Origin of the sequence: Microbulbifer weihaiensis, assembly GCF_048323715.1 — a bacterium.
Taxonomy (GTDB): Bacteria; Pseudomonadota; Gammaproteobacteria; order Pseudomonadales; family Cellvibrionaceae; genus Microbulbifer.
In genome coordinates, this window is the sequence record NZ_JBLWFL010000025.1 from 15,762 (window position 1) to 35,214 (window position 19,453).

A 19,453-nucleotide genomic window follows, 5' to 3' on the forward strand; every position below is an offset into this window, starting at 1 on the left:
AACGAATGCATTTGTCCCGTGTGCGGCGCTCCAGGCAGCGCCGCATTGCGTTGACAGCGGACAGTGCTTTTCACGCAGTTAACAAAGCATGGTGAGTGTTCAGGTGAGTCAGAACCCTAACAGTAATGAGCGTCCGCGTCCGTATTACCGCGAACTCTGGTTTTGGCTGGTAATGGCGCCACTGATTCTGGTTGTCATTATGTCGGCACTCATGGTTTCCATTGCGGTGCGCTACGGTGACGACACCGTGAGCGACACTTACTACAAAGACAGCCGTATGTACCATTTTGTCGCGCATCAGGATCAGCGCGCGGCAGAACTCAATCTGGCAGGATTTGTTTTAGTGGATCAGGCTGAGAAATTCATCACCCTGGATCTTCGCGGGGATATCGATTTCCCCGAACAGCTTCTGCTGACACTGAGCCACCCGGTTGCCGCGGACATGGACACTCACGTGGTGTTGCAGGAACTGGCCCCCGGACGTTATCGCGGTGAACTGGAGCAGGCACTGCAGCACCGCTGGTACCTTCAGTTGTCCCCTGAACTCGATCCGCAGCACAGTGAGAAAGCGGATTGGCGCCTGAAGGGTGAAATCAATTTCAATCTCGGCAACGGAGCGCCGCTTAAACCCGCCGCCCAATGACCGCCACAACAGACAACTCCCTCAGTCCGGAATCATTCGCCGGCGACTGCTTTCACTGCGGGCTGCCGGTTGCATCCGGTAGCCAGTACTCGGTGTATATCGACGGTGCGGATCGCGCCATGTGTTGCCCCGGCTGCGAAGCCGTGGCGGGGGCTATTGTTGCCGGCGGGCTCGACAATTTTTACCGCTACCGTGAGCGAAACAATGAGCGCCCCGAGGGCGATTCCGTCGGTGAGCGCTGGGCTGCTTATGACCTTCCTGAAGTTCAGGGCGCGTTTGTCCGCGAAGCCGACGCGCAAGAGGGGGCGGACTGTCGCATAGCGAGCCTCCTGGTCGGCGGTATCACGTGCGCGGCCTGTGTGTGGCTGATCGAGAAGCATCTTTCCCAGCTGCCAGGCGTACACAAAGTTTCAGTGAACGCCAGTACCCAGCGCGCACAGGTCCTGTTTTCCCCGGAAACGCTGAACGTCAGCCAGCTGTTCGCTGCGCTGGCGGAAATTGGCTACCGCCCGGCAGCCGCAACGGCCGCCAATAGCGAGCAGCTGATTCAGCAGGAACGGCGCGCGGCGATGCGTCGGCTGGGTGTGGCCGGCCTGGGCACCATGCAGGTCATGATGTTTGCCATCGCCCTGTATTTTGGGGCCAGCAAAGGTATTGAAGCGCAGTTTGAACAGTTCTTTCGCTGGGTGTCCCTGATTGTTGCGACCCCGGTGGTCTGCTATGCCGCTCAGCCTTTTTTCGCCGCGGCATTGCGCGCGCTGCGCTCCCGGCATCTGATTATGGATGTTCCGGTATCCCTAGCTATTGGACTGGCTTACGGGGCCAGTGTTTACGCGACGGTGTTCGGCACCGGCGAGGTCTATTTCGAATCCGTTTCCATGTTCACCTTCTTCCTGCTGTTGGGGCGCTCGGTAGAAATGCGCGCGCGGCACCGGGCAGGACTCGCCAGCGGCGGCCTGGCCCAGCTGCTGCCACTGGCGGCCCTGCGCCTGCGGGAGCAGGGCGGGGAGGTGTCGGTGGGCAGCGATGCTGACGTGGAGTCCGTACCGGTCGCTGCGCTCAGCGTTGGTGATCGCATACTGCTCAGGCCCGGCGATACGGTGCCGGCTGACGGCGAGGTAGTCGAGGGCGAGAGCGGTATCGATGAATCACTGCTGACCGGGGAATCCGCGCTACAGCAGAAATCAGTCGGTAGCCAGGTATTCGCCGGTAGCGTCAACGGCGACTCCTCGCTGGTGGTGAGGGTGACTGCAGCCGGCGGAAATACCCGCTTGTCCGCAATCGAGCGGCTGGTGGAGTCCGCCCAACTTGAAAAGCCTACCCAGGTGGCGTTTGCCGACCGTATCGCCGGGCGCTTTGTAGCTGCCGTGCTGGTGACCTCGGTGGCAGCCTTTGCGTTTTGGTGGCAGCGGGCCCCGGAAGATGCCTTCTGGGTTGCGCTTTCCGTATTGGTGGTGACCTGTCCCTGCGCCCTGTCTCTGGCAACCCCGGCTGCACTTGCGGCGGCCACGTTGCGCCTGCAGGAACTCGGGCTGCTGGTTGCCCGGGGGCATGTGCTAGAGGCATTGCCGAATATCTCACGGGTGGTATTTGATAAAACCGGTACCCTGACCGAGGGCGAGCCACGCCTGCAGGAGATTCAGCTGCTGCGAGACGGTGTGAGCGAGGAGCGTGCGCGGGATATTGCGGCGGCACTGGAGGCTCGCAACAATCACCCGCTGGCGCGGGCCTTCCGCCCGTGGTTCGGCAACCTGCGTGCGAGTGCATTGCGCGCGGTTACCGGTCGCGGTGTAGAGGGTGAGATCGACGGGGTGGTTTACCGCCTGGGGCGCGAGGATTTCGCGCTGGAACTGTCAGCAGGCAACTGTTCCACAGCCCAGCCAAAAAGCCGCGGGCAGTGGTTGCTGCTGGCGGATGCCGGTGGCGCGGTTGCCTGGCTTGGGCTCGGCGACTCGGTGCGTGAATCTGCCGGAGCTGCGGTCGCGGAACTGCGGGCCCAGGGGCTGGAGACCGAGCTGTTGAGTGGCGATCAATCCGCGGAAGTGGGCCGTTTGGCAGAGCTGGCCGGTATTCGGCGCTATACCAGTGGCGCAGCGCCAGAACAAAAGTTGGCGCAGGTGCGTGAGGCCCAGTCTCAGGGGGAGCGCCTGATGATGGTCGGGGATGGCATCAATGACGTACCGGTGCTTTCAGGCGCCGATGTTTCGGTGGCGATGATGACTGCCGCGGATCTGGCACAATCCCGCGCGGACGCCATTCTGTTGCAGGGTGATCTGCAGGCGTTGCCGCGTGCCTTTGCATTGGCGCGCAAGTGCCGCACAATTATTCGCCAGAATCTGGGCTGGGCCATTCTCTACAATCTGATCGCATTGCCTCTGGCCTTTATGGGCCTGGTACCGCCGTGGGCGGCAGCGCTGGGTATGTCCCTGAGCTCACTGATCGTTGTGGTCAATGCCCTGCGCCTGTCGCGCTGGCAGCCGGCTGCGCCTGGCACATCCAGTCCGGCGCGCCCGGTCGCTACCGCTTAATTTTCCGAGGTGAAATCGTGGACAGTATTTTCCTGCTCGTCCCCATTGTTATTGTCTTTATCGTGCTCGCGGTGAAGTTTTTCTTCTGGGCCGTCAACAACGGTCAATATGACGACCTGGAGACGGAGGGCCGTCGCATCCTGTTTGACGATGAGTCCGAGACATCGCGCTCGCCCGGCGCTGCCAGAGGTGGCGAGGTTTCCCGTGAAGACAGGCAGCGCGAAGCGGGAGAACCCTAAGTGGAGCAGTGGGGGTTTCTGGTTGCGGCACTGGCTATCGGTTTTTTGGGTAGCAGCCACTGCATCGGCATGTGTGGGGGGATTTCCGGGGCGCTTGGCATGGCAGTGCCCGGGCAAAAACCAGTGTGGTCGCGGTTGCTCGGCTATTCGGTGGGCCGCGTCACCAGCTATGCCCTGATGGGGTTGCTGGTTGGAACACTGGGCGCGTTTGTGGCCACCGATCTGGCTGCAACACTGGCACCGCTGCGGGTCGTGGCGGGTCTGATGCTGATCGCCATGGCGCTTTACCTGGCGGACTGGTGGCGAGGGCTGGTTTGGCTCGAGCGCGGTGGGCGGGTGTTCTGGCGCCGGCTGCAACCTCTGTCGCGGACACTGCTGCCCGTGGAGTCCACGTCCCAGGCCGTCGCACTCGGCGCGCTGTGGGGATGGTTGCCTTGTGGCCTGGTATACAGTGCGCTCACCTTTGCCCTGGCACAGGGCAGTGGCACCAATGCAATGCTGGCAATGCTGGCCTTCGGCCTGGGTACCGTACCTGCCGTTTTGGCGACGGGTGCCGCTGCGGCGCAGTTGCGCGCGCTGGTGCGCAAACGCGGTGTGCGCCTGCTGATGGCGCTGCTGATCTTGCTGTTTGGAGTTTGGACCCTGTGGGGCGGGCTTTCCCATTCAGGGCATCAGCACCACTCCGGCGAGCAGCATGACTCCATGCCGGGGCACCAGCAGCACGAGCATATGCCCGCCGGTTCTCAGGGGCACGATCATCACGATGCGCATCAGGAGCAGGCTGGCGAAGAGCAGACCGAGCATATGGCCCCGGTTTCGCAGGAGTCGCCTGCAGAAGAGCATCACCCGGGTGGTCACCATCATTGAGCGCTCGTTGAGCGCACCAGAAGGGGCCTGGCGCGCCCTAACTTGACGTTATTTTCCTTACTTTTGAGTCCCTAATTCCTTCCCCTTGGCTTGCGGTGTTCTGTAACCGCAGGTTGCCCTCGCACCGGCCGCCCGGTTGAATTCAGTGCCGGTCGGCGTTGAAAGCTTCAGTGTCACCGAATTTGTCGCGTTTTTGAGGAATCTGCGCGATTTCTCGCCACCGATTTCCCCATGCGGTGCCGGGATTCGCTGTATCTTGGTTAAGTGCAGATGACAGCGTTATCAATGTTAAAAGACAGCGCTGTCGGGGTGTGTTGGCGTCACTTGTGGTGATGTCGCATGTGGTTTTTTCACCGCGACATATTAGTGGCGTGTCTTCTCAACTTCCCCCGGGTTTATCGCCCGTTTGTACGCCCTCTTGGCGTGGCTGGTTAGAGCAGTCGGCGGGGATGTACGGCCGCGAAAGAGGCCGCCGGGGTCGCATCCCGGTGTATTTCCAAGCACACTAACAATAATGAGGATAACCATGAATAAGATGCAGTCTCTGTCGGGGGCGGCACTGCTGCTCGGATTGATCAGCGGACATGCCGCGGCCTACGACTGTGGAGGTGTACAAGAGTACGTAGACGGCTCGCCTTATAGCAGTGGCGATATCGTTCAGAACAATGCGGTTGCTTACCAGTGTGACGTGGGTGGCTGGTGTGGCCAGGGCGGTGCCTATGCCCCTGGTGAAGGATGGGCCTGGACCCAGGCCTGGAGTGACCTGGGGGCCTGTGATGGTTCCAGCTCATCGTCCAGTTCGGGTGGCTCCACTTCCAGTTCCGGCGGCTCGACCTCAAGCTCCGGCGGTTCCTCTTCCGGTGGCACCTCTTCATCCAGCAGCAGCTCCGGTGGTTCCGAAGACTGTGGTGCCATTCCCGTGTGGAGTACGAGCGATGTATACCACGGTGGCGACCGCGTTCAGTACCAGGGTAGCGAGTACGAGGCGAAGTGGTGGACCCAGGGGGATGACCCTGCACAGTCCGGTGAATACGGTGTATGGAAGCTTGTCAGCCAGTGCACCGGCGGTGGTTCCAGCTCATCCAGTGGTGGCTCCAGTGGCGGCAGTACCAGTAGTAGTGGTGGCTCCAGTGGTGGCAGCACCAGCAGCAGCGGCGGCTCCAGTGGTGGATCCAGTGGTGGATCCAGTGGTGGATCCAGCAGCGGCGGTGAACGTCTCGGTGGCTACTTTGTGAACTGGGGCGTGTATGGTCGCAACTACCATGTGAAGAACATTGTCACCAGCGGATCTGCGGAGAAGCTGACCCATATCTACTATGCGTTCGGCAACGTGCAGAATGGCCGCTGTACCATTGGTGACGCCTATGCCGACTACGACCGCTTCTATAGCGCTGCTCAGAGTGTGGACGGTCAGGCGGATACCTGGGACAACGGCGCCCTGCGTGGCTCCTTCAACCAGTTGCGCAAACTGAAGCAGATGTATCCGCACATCAAGGTGCTGTGGTCGTTCGGAGGCTGGACCTGGTCCGGTGGTTTTGGTCAGGCGGCGGCGAATCCAGAAGCCTTTGCCGAGTCCTGCTACCAGCTGGTACACGATGCGCGCTGGGACGGCGTATTTGACGGTATCGACCTGGATTGGGAATACCCCAATGCGTGTGGCCTGAGTTGCGACAGCAGTGGCTATTCATCTTTCTCCAACCTGATGGCGGCGGTTCGGGCCCGGTTCGGCAATGACCTGGTAACGGCAGCGATCACCGCTGACGGCAATGCCGGCGGCAAGATCGATGCGGCGGACTATGCGGGTGCGGCCCAGTATGTCGATTACTACAACGTGATGACGTACGACTTCTTTGGCGCCTGGGAAAAAACCGGCCCCACCGCACCGCATTCGCCGCTCACAGGCTATAGCGGCATCCCGATTGCGGGTTTCCACTCTGACAACGCGATCCAGGCGTTGAAAAACAAAGGTATCCCCGCAAGCAAGCTGAACCTGGGCATCGGTTTTTATGGTCGTGGTTGGACCGGGGTTACCCAGTCTGCACCTGGCGGCGCTGCCACCGGTGCTGCACAGGGTACCTACGAGGCCGGTATCGAGGACTACAAAGTGTTGCGCAATACGTGCCCGGCGACCGGCACCATCGCAGGCACGGCCTATGCGCACTGTGGCAACAACTGGTGGAGCTACGACACACCTTCAACCATCGCAGGCAAGATGCAGTACATTGCTGATCAAAACCTGGGCGGTTCCTTCTTCTGGGAGCTGTCCGGTGATACCGGCAATGGCGAACTGATTGAAGCCATGCACAATAACCAGTAACTTTAGCGGCCTGACTGCTCCCTGAAGGGAGCGCGACAGAGGGGCCCTGAGGCCCCTCTGTCACGTCTTGGTATGTGATAACACCTGAAATACCGGCAGTACCATGAAAAAAATAACGAAAGCTGCGGCTGTAGATCCCATCGAGTGCCCAAAGGCGCCTACGAGCATCACGATAAACCTGATTGCACTGGCAATATCCCTGCTGGCCGTGGTGTGGCTGCGGGAATATGGCCAGGATTTTGCCGTCCGCACAACGAGCCTGGTGATCGCCTGCGCGGCCCTCGCGCTCCCGATTATTGTGCTGGAGTGGCTGTTTCTCAAACCCTACCGCAATCCGTCGGCCGGGCTGGATTTCCGGCGTCGCAACCGCAGCCTGCGCCGCACCGCCATAAAACTCATGGGGTTCTACCTGAGCGTGGGCTCGGTCGGTTTCGTGTACTGGCTGTTCCCGGAATACCACGGCTCCTTCTACGACAACTATTTCGCCGTTGTGCGCGCGGTATTGCCCTGGTGGCTGCTGCTCGCCATTCCCTATTTTTACCTGGTGGACGGCGCCATGCAGCAGCCGCGCGACGCCTACTGGCAATTGGGAAGCCTGCTGCTGGGCAACAGAGCGCATGTCTCCGGTCGCGCGATAGGGCAGCTGTACCTGGGCTGGCTGGTAAAGCTGTTTTTCCTGCCCCTGATGTTTGTGTATATGGGCAATAACCTGAATACCCTGCTGAATTTTGACTTTGCTCGACTTCAGGACAGCTTCAAGGCGGTATTCGATTTTACCTTCAACTTCCTGTTTTATATCGACCTGTTGTTCGTCACCGTGGGCTACGTCTGCACCCTGCGGCTGTTCGATTCCCATATCCGCACTGCCGAGCCGAGTTTCCTGGGCTGGGGTGTAGCGCTGATCAGCTACCAGCCGTTCTGGAGTATGTTTTCGGGCACCTACCTGAAGTATGACGAGGGCCCTGCCTGGGGGTTCTGGTTCTGGAACACGCCGCTGATGTATGGCATTTGGGGATCCATCATCCTGTTGCTGATCGCCATCTATGTGTGGGCGAGTATTCCTTTTGGCATTCGCTTCTCCAACCTGACGCACCGGGGCATTCTCACCAACGGGCCCTACCGGTTTACCAAGCATCCGGCCTATATCAGCAAGAATCTGTCATGGTGGATGATATCGATGCCGTTTATGGTCAGCGCCAGTGGCAGTGAAGCGCTCCGGCATTCGGTGTTGCTATTGCTGGTGAACTTTGTGTATTTCATGCGAGCGCGCACGGAAGAGCGCCATTTGTCCTGGGATCCGGACTATGTGGCCTATGCCAGATACATTGAAGCGCGGGGGCTCTTTGCCTTTGTGGGACGCTGGGTGCCGGTGCTGAAATTCCGCCCCGGGCACCTGTTCAATCTGGTGGGTGAAAACCCCACCGGGGATCGGCCGTCGGAACCAGGGAGCGCGTACAAGCCCGCGGCCTCATGATCATCACACCCGGTATATTGTGCAGTCAGGGCCGGTCAGGAATGGGCCACTGCCGATAACCGGGTGATAAAAAATTGAAAATAATGATGTTGAAAGTAGTACAGGGGCAGTCTTGGGTTGGACTGCGACACTGGGGTACATCTAGTCTCGACCCCCGCGCGATTCGGCTTGACCGCCGCACAGTCGGCTATGCCATCTGCTATCTCCTTGTCCTCTTGGGTATCTGGCTGCGGGTGGAGCATATTGCTGTTTTCAACCCGGTCGACCATATCTGGAGCGACACACAGCGGCACTGGGAGCAGGGCACTGAGGTGCTGCGCAGGGATCCCATGTCCCTTACGGATCCGGTGCTTTACCAGGTCTATATTGCGGTTCTCGGCAAGCTGACCCTCGGCGAGCCGCTGCTTGTTGCACTCTACACTGCGCTGCTTGCCTGTTTGACCCCGTGGATCTGGTACCGGTTTGCGCGTGAGCTGCTGCCAGGACGGCTACAGGCCACCGCTGTGTGGGCGGCGTTGTCCGTGTTGCCCTCCTGGATCACTATTTACGCGTATTTCATGCAGGAAACCCTGCTGTTACCGCTGTTGGGGGCCGCGCTGTACGCCACTTGGCGGTGCCGGCGAAAGCAGACCACGGCGAGTTTCCTGTGCATGGTCGTGCTGTGGATCCTGGCCGGACTCACCCGCGGTATTGCCATTCCCCTTGCTGCGGTCGTCACCACCTGGCTTTGGTTGGTGCAGCCGCAAAAACTGGCCAAGGCCGGCTATAGCGTCGCGCTGCTGGCACTGGCGCTGGGGCCTCTGGCATACCGCAGCTATGCGGTGATGAATATTGTTTCCCCGCACGGCATTGGACAATTGGTGGCCCTGTACATGCGCTCGGGCAACCGGGAAATCCACATTCAGTATCGCAATGGCGGGGCGGAGTGGAACTACTGGTTTGGTTCGCCCTCGACCGGCGAGAAGCCCCTGGCACCACTATCCGAATGGACAACAGATCGCAGCGGGCGGGTGACCGCAAGCATTGACATTGAAAAGGGTGCAGAGGATTGGCGGAGCGCTATCCGGAACTATCCGCTGACACCGGCCCGCTACGCCTGGCTCACCGGTGAGAATCTGGTGTATCTGTTCTTCGGTTCCTCCTGGCCAGACAATAATCCCGAGCGCCCGCTGGAGCGGCTGGCACATCACAGTCGCTGGCTGTGGGCGCCGCTGGCCCTGGTGCTTCTGTTGGCCACCGCTTTCTACTGGCGGGGGTTGCGGGGCGAGCGGATGTTGCCGGGCCTGCTGGTGACCTGGATCGTCGTGCAGGGACTTCTCCCCATTGCGGTCAATGAGGGACGCTACCGAAAGCCGGCGGAAGGGCTGATGCTCGTTCAAGTGGCCCTGTTGTTGTCTGCCCGTCGGCGACGGGTTGCTACGGGAGAACCGGAGCGTGGCGAGCGCGCGATGACAACCCCGGTCGAGTCGCTTGCGGCGCGGGCCTCGGTCGCGGTTGATTCTCCTGGTAGTCGAATGGATCCCGAGGCGAAGCCTGGCAGACCCAAAGAACATGTTCCGGTCTGACGACACGGCGCGGCCGGGAGCCGCATACCGTGACCCGGTGTCGCAAGCACTGAAGTTTCTCGTCGCTGGAGGCGTGGCTACGGCGGTTCAGTACCTGTTGCTGGTGGCGATGATCGAAGCGCTGGATGCACCGGAAGTGCTCGCTGCCTTTGCGGCGTATAGCCTGGCCGCTTTGCTTAACTACGGCCTGAATTATTACTTCACCTTTTCCATTGGCAAGCATTACAGGCACCGCGAGGCACTGCCTAAATTCGTGCTGGTGGCACTTTGCGGCGTGGCCCTCAATACCCTGTGTTTCAGCCTGCTGTTGCCGTTTGTGCATTACCTGGTCGCCCAGATGTGCGCTACGGCGGTGACTTTGGCTCTCAACTACCTTTTACACAAGTACTGGATATATCGGTTGCCCGAATGAAACAGTTTGATCCGGCATTGACCAGCCCGCTTTCTGCCGAGCGCTCCGGTGCGCCGACCCTCGCGATTGTGGTTCCATGCTACAACGAGGAAGCCGTACTGGCGGCCACTCATGCGGAGCTGGTGGCAACACTGGAAACTCTGGTGCACGCAGGGAAAATAGACCCGGGTTCCCGCATCTATTTTGTCGATGACGGCAGTCGCGATGGAACCTGGCCCATGCTGCAAGTCATGGCGAATGAAGACCGAAGAGTTGTTGCAGTGGCGCTATCGCGCAACCGCGGGCACCAGAATGCTTTGTATGCCGGGCTGGGCCAGACGGTTGAAGATGTGGTCGTCAGTATTGACGCAGATCTGCAGGATGGCCCGGAAAATATCGCCGCTATGCTCGATGCGTATCTGGATGGTAGTGACATTGTGTACGGGGTGCGTAAGGAGCGGGATGCCGATACGGTCTTCAAGCGACTGACCGCCGAAGGGTACTACTGGCTCATGCAGCGCCTGGGGGTGGATCTGGTGTTCAACCATGCGGATTTTCGCCTGATGTCCCGGCGCGCGGTGGACACCTTGCTGCAATACCCGGAAACCAACCTGTTTTTGCGCGGTATGGTCCGGGAGCTTGGGTTCAGCGCGGCAACCGTAGAGTATTCCCGCAGGCCGCGCCTTGCCGGCGAGAGTAAATACCCGCTGCGGCGGATGCTGTCGCTCGCGTGGAAAGGCGTTACGGCATTTTCCATTGCCCCACTGCGTGCGATTACTGTGATGGGATTGCTCACCGGCGGATTGTCCCTGGTGCTGATCGCATGGGTTTTGTCTGTAAAACTGCTATCCGACAGTGTGGTGCCCGGCTGGGCGTCGATCATGGTTCCGGTGCTGTTTATCGGCAGCGTACAACTTTTGTGTCTGGGCGTGATCGGTGAGTATCTCGGGAAAATATATGAAGAGGTAAAGCGGCGCCCGCGCTACCACTTGCGCGAAGTGGTCACAGGGTCCGCTGAGCCCGCAGCAGAGCGGGCTGGGGGCTCGGAGGACGTGGACATTCGGCAGGCCGTGCGTGAAGAGCGTGGCTCGGGTTCCGCACCGTAGCGGGATTCTTCGCTGGACTATGCACCAGATTCCAGACGCAGGGACAGGTCAATGGCGCGCAGGTGTTTGGTCAGGGCGCCGGAGGAAATGTAGTCGACGCAGAGCGAGGAGAGCTGCTGTAAGCGGGCGGCATCCACGCTTCCGGATATTTCGATTTTGGCCCTGCCTTTGGCCATTTCCAGTGCGGTCTTGGTGTCGGCATCGCTGAACTCGTCCAGCATGATGACATCCGCGCCACCATCCAGTGCCTGTTTCAGCTCATCCAGCGTTTCCACTTCCACCTCAACCAGGGCGCCCGGCTTGATGGCGTGTGCCTGGCTGATAGCGTTGTGGATGCCACCGGCGGCTGCAATGTGGTTTTCCTTGATCAGGAATGCATCGTACAGGCCGATGCGATGATTGTGGCAGCCGCCGCAGAGCACCGCATATTTTTGCGCCGTCCGCAGCCCGGGAATGGTCTTGCGAGTGTCGAGGATCCTGACCTCAGTTCCCTGGGCAAACGCAGCGAACTGGGCCGCCGTGGTGGCAGTGCCGGAAAGCGTTTGCACAAAGTTCAGTGCGCAGCGCTCGCCGGTCAATATGGTACGGGCGTTGCCGCGTAACTCGAATAGCGTGCTGTTGGCGCCGATACGGTCGCCATCGGCGACATGCCAGGTGATTTCCAGCTCGGGATCCAGCTGGCGAAATACCTCTTCTACCCACGCCTTTCCGCAGAAGGTGCAATCCTCGCGTGTGATCACCCTCGCTCTGGCCTGGCGCCCGGCCGGGATGAGCTGTGCGGTAATGTCGCCATCACCCACATCTTCGGCCAGCGCACGGCTGACGGCGTCGACAATGTCCTGGGTCAGATTGGGGATTCGGGTTTCTGCTGGCGTCATGGGCTGGCCTCGATCTTGGGGGCGGCAATACTAGCAAATTCGGGCGCAAATGGAGCAGGGTAGGTCGATTAACCGTGCCCGACCTGGCGGTGATGCACTTTTGTTGCCGGGGCCGGGGTCGGTTCCCGAAGTGTAGCCGCCATTGCACCTGGCGCCGCTGTGACACTTGTCGCAAAAACGGTCGTGCCAGTTGTGTTGCTGGCGCGAGAGTCCGTAGAATCGACTGACTGGCCAATCAAACGTGTTGTTTGGCGCGATGCCCTAGCGTAGTGAGTGCGGGTGGGTATTGCGCTAAATCGTTCTAGCCGGGTTCCTGACACTAATGCAGGGGCCGCTCAATAACTATTTATCCAACAGGCGAGCAGCTGGCTTCCCAGAGCCTGCTGCATGAAGCGATACCCGGTGGCAGAGGATGCCGCTGGGGCCTGTGAAGGGCAGTATGGCAATGAAAGACACTAATAATGTGGTAACCCTTTCCGGTATTTTGCGAGAGCCGCGTGGTGTGACCAAGAGCGAAGCAGCGTTACCAGCGGCGGCAGAGGCCGTAAGGGCAAAGGCCGTTGGCTACCTTGTAGAGCAGGCCAAGCAGGTCTTTGCCAAGGTGGACGACTCGCTGTTTGCGATGGCGGAAAAGGCACATGGACAGGATGAGCAGGATGGCCTCTTCCAGGCACTGCGCCTGTTGCGCGTTGAGCGCCGTCGGCTGGTCGAGCAGTTCGGGGATAATGTCACCCGCGCCTTTCGGATCTCTGAACTGAGTAAAGCCGAGTCCCAGGATCAGTACTCTGCCGACAATCTTTCCCTGGTGCACAATGATGATCTCGAGCAGCTGGTTGCGGTGGACACGATGGTGGCCAACGCCAAGCGCGATTTTGCCGAGCCCCTGACTGAAATCGTACTGCGCCTGAATACACTTCTCTCGGTCAAAATCTACGACAAGAACAATCCGCTGGGGCCGGACCGTATCTGCGATGCATTCGTCGAGGCGGTGCGAACCCTGGATCTGCATTTCCGCGCGCGCCTGACGGTCCTGAAAAAGTTCGAGCAGGTTGTAATGGCCAGTCTCGGCCAGATGTACGATCAGTGTAACGATCTGTTTGCCGAGCAGGGCGTACTTCCCTCGCTGAAACAGCAGCGCCGCGCCGCGCGCCAGGCTCGACCTGAGACCCGTTCGCAAGCCAGGCCCCAAGCCGGCCAGCAGCAGGAAACTTCACCTGCCGACAGTGGCCGCTCAAATACTGGCTATGGCGCACCCGGCAGTTATGGCCTGATGCCGGTTGGCGCCGGCGTTGCGCCCATGCCGGCGCAGGATTTGCTGAATCACCTTGGGGAACTGCAATCCCACTTGCCCCAGGACTACGCCGACAGCGGTGTGCAGTTGCTGAACGTCAGCGGCCTGCTGCAGAGCCGACTGGTTGAGGCGCAGCAGTCGGCGGCCCTGGCCAAGGTCGACAGCGATATCATCAAACTGGTCGAGATGCTGTTTTCCTTCATCCTGGAAGACCGCAATCTCGCCGAGCCGATCAAGTCCCAGCTTGGGCGCCTGCAACTGCCGCTGTTGAAGGTGGCGATTGCTGACAAGTCCTTCTTTAGCAAGGGCGGACATCCCGCACGCAAGTTATTGAATGAGCTGGCGGATGCCTGTACCGGTTGGCAGGCGCGCGAGAACTACGAATCAGATCCTCTGTTCAAGAAGGTCAGCGAGGTTGTGTCCCGCGTGCTGACCGAGTTTGATCAGGATATCAATATCTTTTCACTGCTTCTGGAATCCTTGCGGGAATTCATCCTGCGCGAGCGCAAGCGCGCGCAGAAGCTGGAGCAGCGCATTGTCGACGAGGCCGATGGCAAAGCGAAGACGCAAGCGGCTCGCGCCCGCGTGGCTGCCGTGATGGATGCGCTTGTGGCTGAGCGTGACCTGCCGCCAGTGGTGGTTGAGTGGTTGGACAAGGTTTGGAGCAACATGCTGTTCCTGACCTGCGTCAAGGAAGGAACCGAGAGCGAAAGCTGGAGCCGTGAAGTGCGCACTGCAAGGGATCTGGTATGGAGCGTGCACGCGCCCATGCCGGAAAGCCGCAAGCAGCTTCTCGGGCTGCTGCCTGCGTTGCAGGAACGCCTCAAGGCGGGTGTCGAAGCGGTATCCCTCAACAGCTTCGACGCGCGCCGCATGTTCGCGGGCTTGAAAGACGTTTACCGGGAGCGCTTCGCGCTGGCACAACAGGTGGCAGCTGAGCGCGCGCTCAAAGCGAAGGAAGAGGTTCGCGAGGAGGCGCGTCGCGAAGTGCGAGAAGAGTTGGCATCCGCACAGGCAGCTGAACCTGCAGTTCCAGAAGCCGCCAGTGTGGTGGAACTGCCGCAGATGGAAGAGCTGGAACAGGTCGTGGCGGAAGTGGCGGTAAGTGCCTCACCTGCGGCTGGCGAAGACGCGCTCTCTGAGTCGGATTCCTACTGGCAGCAGACCTACCGTTTGGCGCAGGGCAGCTGGTTTGAACTCAAGCGGGAAGGTGAAGAGCCGTTCCGTTGCCGCCTGGCTGCGGTCATCAGGGATATTGATCAGTTCATCTTTGTAAATCGCAATGGTGCCAAAGTGGCCGAGTTCACTCGCCTGGAACTCGCCCATGCGTTGCGCAAGGCAGAACTGCTGCCGCTGGATGACGGCATGCTGTTCGAACGGGCGCTGCAGTCAGTTATTGGCAATGTGCGCAAATCCCGTGGGGAATTGAGCTGATGGAACGACGGGCGCCGGGCAATGCCCTGTGCCCGGTTTCCCGTTCGTCACTTGCAAAGGCTACGAGCTTTCCGAAAAAAGATCTCCGCCAGCTTATTTTTCTGGTTGAAACCAGACATAAAAATGTCATATAAATCAACTGAGTTTTGCCTTAGCTCGTTGTGACTCGTGTCGCATTTAGGCAGAATCCCCTCCTTACACTCTGACTCTCCTGACTTGGTAGTAAATACCTACTAACTCAAATGAATTTCCCGCAATTTGGCTCCAAAGGGCCCTTGCGTGCTTCGTCTAATTGCTCGATATTGCGCGATAGTGCCACTTTTTTTTAGAAGTGCGTGGCATTTGAGGTGCGAGAATAATCGCTAATGCAGTACCCCGGTAAGCTAAGATGTCTGACTGGGGGGTTGGTATTTGGATATAGCAGAGAGAAAAGTCACCGCCGTACGGATATTTGGCGGAATCACAAAAGCAACCTGTACCAGGACGGTACCGGGGGTGAGCATGGACGATATGGAAAAAGAAAAAAAAGAATTTTTGGTTATTGCCGGAAGCGGAGGCGCCCGCGGTACCAGACGAGATACCCGAAACCCGGCGCCCCGCCAACTATCCAACACCGTGAAACAAATCAACCAGAAGGCTGTGCACTGGCTTAAGTCGCGTGCGGAAGAAGTATTCGCGCAGGTCGACGACTCCCTTTTTTCCATGGCGGAAAAAGCGCACCAGCAGGAAGAGCAGGATGGCCTGTTTCAGGCGATACGCGTTTTGCGTATAGAACTCAGCCAGCTTGTGGACAGCTTTTGCGACGGAATCGAAGAGCGATTTTACGAGCCGCGCAATGACACTCCCGGGGAAGAAGCTTCTCTGAGTGCAGTCTCTTCCGTGAGCGGCCTGTCGTTGGTGAAAGACGATGACCTGGAGCAGCAGGTTGTCATTCGCACCATGATCGCCAATGTCAAACGCGACCATGCTGAGGCCATCGCAGCGCTGTCCCTGCGCCTCGATACGGTGCTCCCCTGCAAGGTCTATGATGAAAACCTGCCGCTGGGGCCGGCCAGCGTATGCGGCGCTTTTGCCGATGCTCTGGGCGAGGTCGATATCTCACTGCGCGCCCGCATGACGGTTTTCAAGAAGTTCGAATCGCAACTGGTGAACCGGCTGGGTGAACTGTACCAAGCCTGTAACACCGCATTGGTGGAAATGGGAGTCCTGCCCACACTGGAAGATCCGCTGCGTCATCGCAGTCGCCACGGGCGCCCGGTTGCGCCCGGTGCCGCCGCACGCGGGCAGGCCCCGCAGGCAGGCAATCCGGGGCAGGCGGGTATGCCAGGGCAGGCGCAGGCTGCACCTGGGGACAGCCCAATGTACGGCGGTGCTGCCATGGCTGGCGCCGCGGGTACCATGGGTAATATGGGTTCAGCTCCACAAGGGGGCGCCGGTCAATTTGCTCCCGGCTTGATGCCCTACGGTTCCGGCGCTGCGCCACTGGCCACACCCACACTGCTACAACACCTGGGGCAGCTGCAGATGGGTATTCCCCTGCAGGCTGCTGCCACGGGTGAGCTGGTCAACGTGACTGCCCTGTTACAGGAGCGGCTGGTAGAGGCAAAGCAGAGTGCCTCCCTGCACGAGCTGGACAGCGAAGTGATCCGCCTGGTGGACATGCTGTTTTCCTTCATGCTGGAAGACCGCAATCTGGCCGAACCGATCAAGGTTCAGCTGATTCGCCTGCAGTTGCCGATGCTGAAGCTGGCCGTGGCCGACAAAGCGTTCTTCAGCAAGGGTGGACATCCTGCCCGACGACTCCTGAATGAACTCGCCGATGCCGCTATCGGCTGGCAGCCCGGGGAAAATTACCTCAACGATCCACTGTATCGTGAGGTTTGTTCCGTAGTTGAAGGTGTACTCGCGGAGTTCGAGCAGGACGAAAGTGTTTTTGTCCGGCTGCTCGAATCTTTTCGTGAGTACGCGTCGCGCGAGCGCAAGCGCGCTGCGGTGATGGAGCGGCGCACTATTGATGAAGCCCAGGGCACCGCGCGCGTCGAAGCGGCCAAGGCCCGGGTGGCGGCCGTATTCGATGCCCTGACGGCCGAGCGCAAGCTGCCGAAGATTGTGCACGAGTGGCTCAATCGGGTGTGGAACAGTGTCCTGTTCAGAACCTGCCTGAAAGAGGGCACTGACAGTGGCAACTGGCGCCTCCATGTGCTCACGGCAAGGGATCTGATCTGGAGTGTGGTCGCCCCGATGCCGGAGAGCCGTGCCAAGATGCAGCGCCTTTTGCCGGATTTGCGGCGGCGCCTGGATGAGGGCGCGCAGTCTCTCTCCCTAAGTCCGGGAGACCGCCAGCGATTGATGGGCGGGCTCAATGTCTTGTATCGGGAGCGCGAGAACCTCGCTGAGCGCGTCGAGTGTGAACGCGAGCGGCGCATTCGTGAGCGATTGGTTCAGGAGCTGCGCCGTGAGGCGGACAGCATTCTCGCCATACCAGAAGTTGAAGAGGTCGCGGTTGCGGCTGTTGATCTGGCTGAAGAGCCGAGAGAGCTGCCGGTAAGTGAGCCGGCGCTGCCTGATGTCGAGTCTCTGCAGGAAGTTGCCAAAGTGGCACCGCTGGCTAAGAGTGAGGCGAAGCAGCCTTTGCCCAAAGACGATGAGCACTGGCAGCAGACCTATCATTTGAAGGACAGCTGGTTCTTGCTGCGCCAGCCGGAGAAGCTGCCGGTGAGGTGCCGCCTGGCGGCGATCATCAGTGACCTGGATCAGTTCATGTTCGTCAATCGCTCGGGTGCGAAAGTGGCCGTCCATTCGCGCCTGGAACTCGCCCAGGCCCTGCGTGATGAAGTACTGTTGCCGCTGGAGCAGGGTCCCCTGTTCGAGCGTGCACTCCAGTATGTGGTTGGCAATTGCGGCGACAGCAAGATCGCAATCAGCGTTTGAGGGTAAATGGGGCAATGAACCCCCGCACCGCCTGATATGCGCTCAAACCGGCCGGGCTCACCCCGGCCGGTTTTCGTTCCATTCTGGCCATTCGATATTTCACTGCGCCGATCCGTTGTGGACTCTGCCGGTGGCGGTAATCCCGCCCCTTCCATAGAATACCCTTTGGCTCAAAACTGCATGGGATTCCATTTGTGAAATATCAGGTCCAGTCAGGTTGGTTGTCTGGGGTGAGGCGTGTGCCGAGCCCGCACTGTAACAGTCGCCCTGACAGCACAGAAATAGACCTCCTTGTAGTGCACAGTATCAGTCTGCCTCCGGGGCAGTACGGCGGCTCTTATATTGATGAGTTCTTTCTCGGTCAGCTGGATATTGACGCCCACCCCTATTTTTCCGAGATCGCCTCGCTACAGGTATCCGCTCATCTGCTGATCGACCGCACGGGCCGGGTTACCCAGTATGTGCCGCTACACCACCGAGCCTGGCATGCGGGGCAATCGGCATTCTGTGGGCGCGAGAACTGCAACGACTTTTCCATTGGTATCGAGCTGGAAGGTCTGGATACCGACACCTTTACCGAGGCCCAGTATGACTCCCTTGCAGAAGTAACCCTGGCCATCATGGATGCGTTTCCGGCTATTGATAAAAGCCGTATTGCCGGGCACTCGGAGATCGCACCCGGTCGCAAGCTGGATCCCGGCCCCGGGTTTGACTGGAAGCTCTTTTTCGCCAAGTTGGATGACCTGACCGGGGATGCGCCCCTGGCCTGATGGCAACCGGGGTAGCGACCAGGCTACAGATACAATATCGCAATCAATAAATTCACGTGGGGGGCGCGATGGCGCTTTTAATCGTATTGCTGGCGTTGGCGCTGGTACAAATCTGGGGTTCTGGTGGTCCCTTGCAACGGGACGGCTGGTTTACGCGCTGGCGAAATGCAATCGGTCGTCGCGACTACTTGTCAGCGCGACCGGGCCTGCAGTTTGGTGTCACCATTTTGCTACCGGTTCTGGTCGCGGCAGCGGCACTGGTTATGGCCGAGAGCCTGCTGGGTGGCCTGGGGGTTCTGCTGGTCAGTGTGCCCTTGCTGCTGTATAGCTTCGGGCGCGGCAATTTTAATGACAGTATTTCCAACTATCTGCGCGCCTGGTACCAGGGGGATCTGGAGGCGGCATTCCTGATTGCTGAGCCTTTGCTGAAAGGTATGGATGCGGGCCAGGTCACTGACGCCCGCACCCTGCACCAGCTTGTGTTCCGCGCTGCCGCCTACCGCGCGTTTGAGCGCCTGTTTGCAGTATTGTTCTGGTTCCTGATTGCAGGCGTGCCTGGGGCTTTGCTCTACCGCTTGAGCCAGCTTTACGTCCAGGGCGATAAGCCAGAGAGCGAGGCAGAGGGCGGGCCTGAGGCCGTGTCGTCCATAGAAGGTGCAGATGTACAGTTGGCGCGGCAATGGTTGTGGTTAGTGGAGTGGGTACCGGTTCGAGTGCTCGGGTTTACCCTGGCAATCGTGGGTAACTTTGCCGGCTGCTATCGGGCCTGGCGCGAGCATTTGACCTGTAAACAGAGCGGTTCAGCGGAAGTTCTTGAGTACTACCTGGAGGGCGCCCTCGGCGGGATTGATGCCAGTGAGTGCAGCGCAGGTGCCGCGGTCAGCGAAGGGCAGCGGGTTTGTGGCGCCGAGGTTGAGGCCCTGCAGGCGCTGCTGGCACGCGCTTTGCTGATGTGGCTGACCGTGTTGGCGCTCTATGTAATTTTTGGCAGCTGAGTGGCTGCAGTTTCCGTCAATGAC

At 59.6% G+C, this 19,453-nt stretch carries 14 protein-coding genes; 13 read left to right on the plus strand and 1 reads right to left on the minus strand.

The annotated features are described in order from the left end of the window. The first annotated feature begins 103 nt into the window (after window positions 1–103). The 9 genes from ACNKU7_RS18350 to ACNKU7_RS18390 all read left to right on the plus strand — a co-directional run bounded on the left by ACNKU7_RS18350 (window position 104) and on the right by ACNKU7_RS18390 (window position 11,130). Window positions 104–643: a FixH family protein gene (locus ACNKU7_RS18350; RefSeq protein ID WP_418298441.1), complete on the plus strand. Its 540-nt coding sequence runs from the start codon at window positions 104–106 to the stop codon at window positions 641–643. Further along, window positions 640–3,171, plus strand: coding sequence for a heavy metal translocating P-type ATPase (locus ACNKU7_RS18355; protein WP_418298442.1), 2,532 nt, complete (start codon window positions 640–642; stop codon window positions 3,169–3,171). Before ACNKU7_RS18350 ends, ACNKU7_RS18355 begins: the two co-directional genes overlap by 4 nt. A gap of 17 nt (window positions 3,172–3,188) precedes the next feature. Further along, on the plus strand, window positions 3,189–3,410 hold the full coding sequence (gene ccoS / locus ACNKU7_RS18360; RefSeq protein ID WP_418298443.1) for a cbb3-type cytochrome oxidase assembly protein CcoS: 222 nt from the start codon (window positions 3,189–3,191) through the stop codon (window positions 3,408–3,410). After that, entirely contained in the window at window positions 3,411–4,277 is an 867-nt protein-coding gene (locus ACNKU7_RS18365; protein ID WP_418298444.1) for a sulfite exporter TauE/SafE family protein, read from the plus strand. It abuts the gene before it with no gap. Between the two features lie 526 nt (window positions 4,278–4,803). Further along, window positions 4,804–6,594: a glycosyl hydrolase family 18 protein gene (locus ACNKU7_RS18370; protein ID WP_418298445.1), complete on the plus strand. Its 1,791-nt coding sequence runs from the start codon at window positions 4,804–4,806 to the stop codon at window positions 6,592–6,594. Window positions 6,595–6,697: 103 nt separating this feature from the next. Next, window positions 6,698–8,068, plus strand: a complete 1,371-nt coding sequence (locus tag ACNKU7_RS18375; protein WP_418298446.1) for an isoprenylcysteine carboxylmethyltransferase family protein — start codon at window positions 6,698–6,700, stop codon at window positions 8,066–8,068. An 83-nt stretch (window positions 8,069–8,151) separates the two neighbouring features. Then, window positions 8,152–9,633: a hypothetical protein gene (locus tag ACNKU7_RS18380; RefSeq protein ID WP_418298447.1), complete on the plus strand. Its 1,482-nt coding sequence runs from the start codon at window positions 8,152–8,154 to the stop codon at window positions 9,631–9,633. A gap of 37 nt (window positions 9,634–9,670) precedes the next feature. Next, window positions 9,671–10,045 (plus strand): GtrA family protein, encoded by a 375-nt coding sequence (locus ACNKU7_RS18385; protein ID WP_418298448.1) that lies wholly within the window; start codon window positions 9,671–9,673, stop codon window positions 10,043–10,045. Then, the gene (locus tag ACNKU7_RS18390; RefSeq protein WP_418298449.1) at window positions 10,042–11,130 is read left to right on the plus strand and encodes a glycosyltransferase family 2 protein; all 1,089 of its coding nucleotides are present in this window, start codon (window positions 10,042–10,044) and stop codon (window positions 11,128–11,130) included. The genes ACNKU7_RS18385 and ACNKU7_RS18390 overlap by 4 nt, the downstream gene beginning before the upstream one ends. A 17-nt stretch (window positions 11,131–11,147) precedes the next feature. On the opposite strand, the gene nadC is transcribed toward ACNKU7_RS18390, so the two are convergent. Then, entirely contained in the window at window positions 11,148–12,008 is an 861-nt protein-coding gene (nadC, locus tag ACNKU7_RS18395) for a carboxylating nicotinate-nucleotide diphosphorylase (RefSeq protein WP_418298450.1), read from the minus strand. A 445-nt stretch (window positions 12,009–12,453) separates the two neighbouring features. On the opposite strand from nadC, the gene ACNKU7_RS18400 reads away from it, so the two are divergent. From ACNKU7_RS18400 to ampE, 4 genes are all read left to right on the plus strand, one after another. Next, window positions 12,454–14,733, plus strand: coding sequence for a DUF1631 domain-containing protein (locus ACNKU7_RS18400; protein ID WP_418298451.1), 2,280 nt, complete (start codon window positions 12,454–12,456; stop codon window positions 14,731–14,733). Between the two features lie 510 nt (window positions 14,734–15,243). After that, window positions 15,244–17,664, plus strand: coding sequence for a DUF1631 domain-containing protein (locus tag ACNKU7_RS18405; protein WP_418298470.1), 2,421 nt, complete (start codon window positions 15,244–15,246; stop codon window positions 17,662–17,664). Window positions 17,665–17,858: 194 nt separating this feature from the next. Continuing rightward, entirely contained in the window at window positions 17,859–18,434 is a 576-nt protein-coding gene (gene ampD / locus ACNKU7_RS18410) for a 1,6-anhydro-N-acetylmuramyl-L-alanine amidase AmpD (protein WP_418298452.1), read from the plus strand. A 68-nt stretch (window positions 18,435–18,502) separates the two neighbouring features. Next, the gene (gene ampE / locus ACNKU7_RS18415; protein WP_418298453.1) at window positions 18,503–19,429 is read left to right on the plus strand and encodes a regulatory signaling modulator protein AmpE; all 927 of its coding nucleotides are present in this window, start codon (window positions 18,503–18,505) and stop codon (window positions 19,427–19,429) included. Window positions 19,430–19,453: the final 24 nt, after the last annotated feature.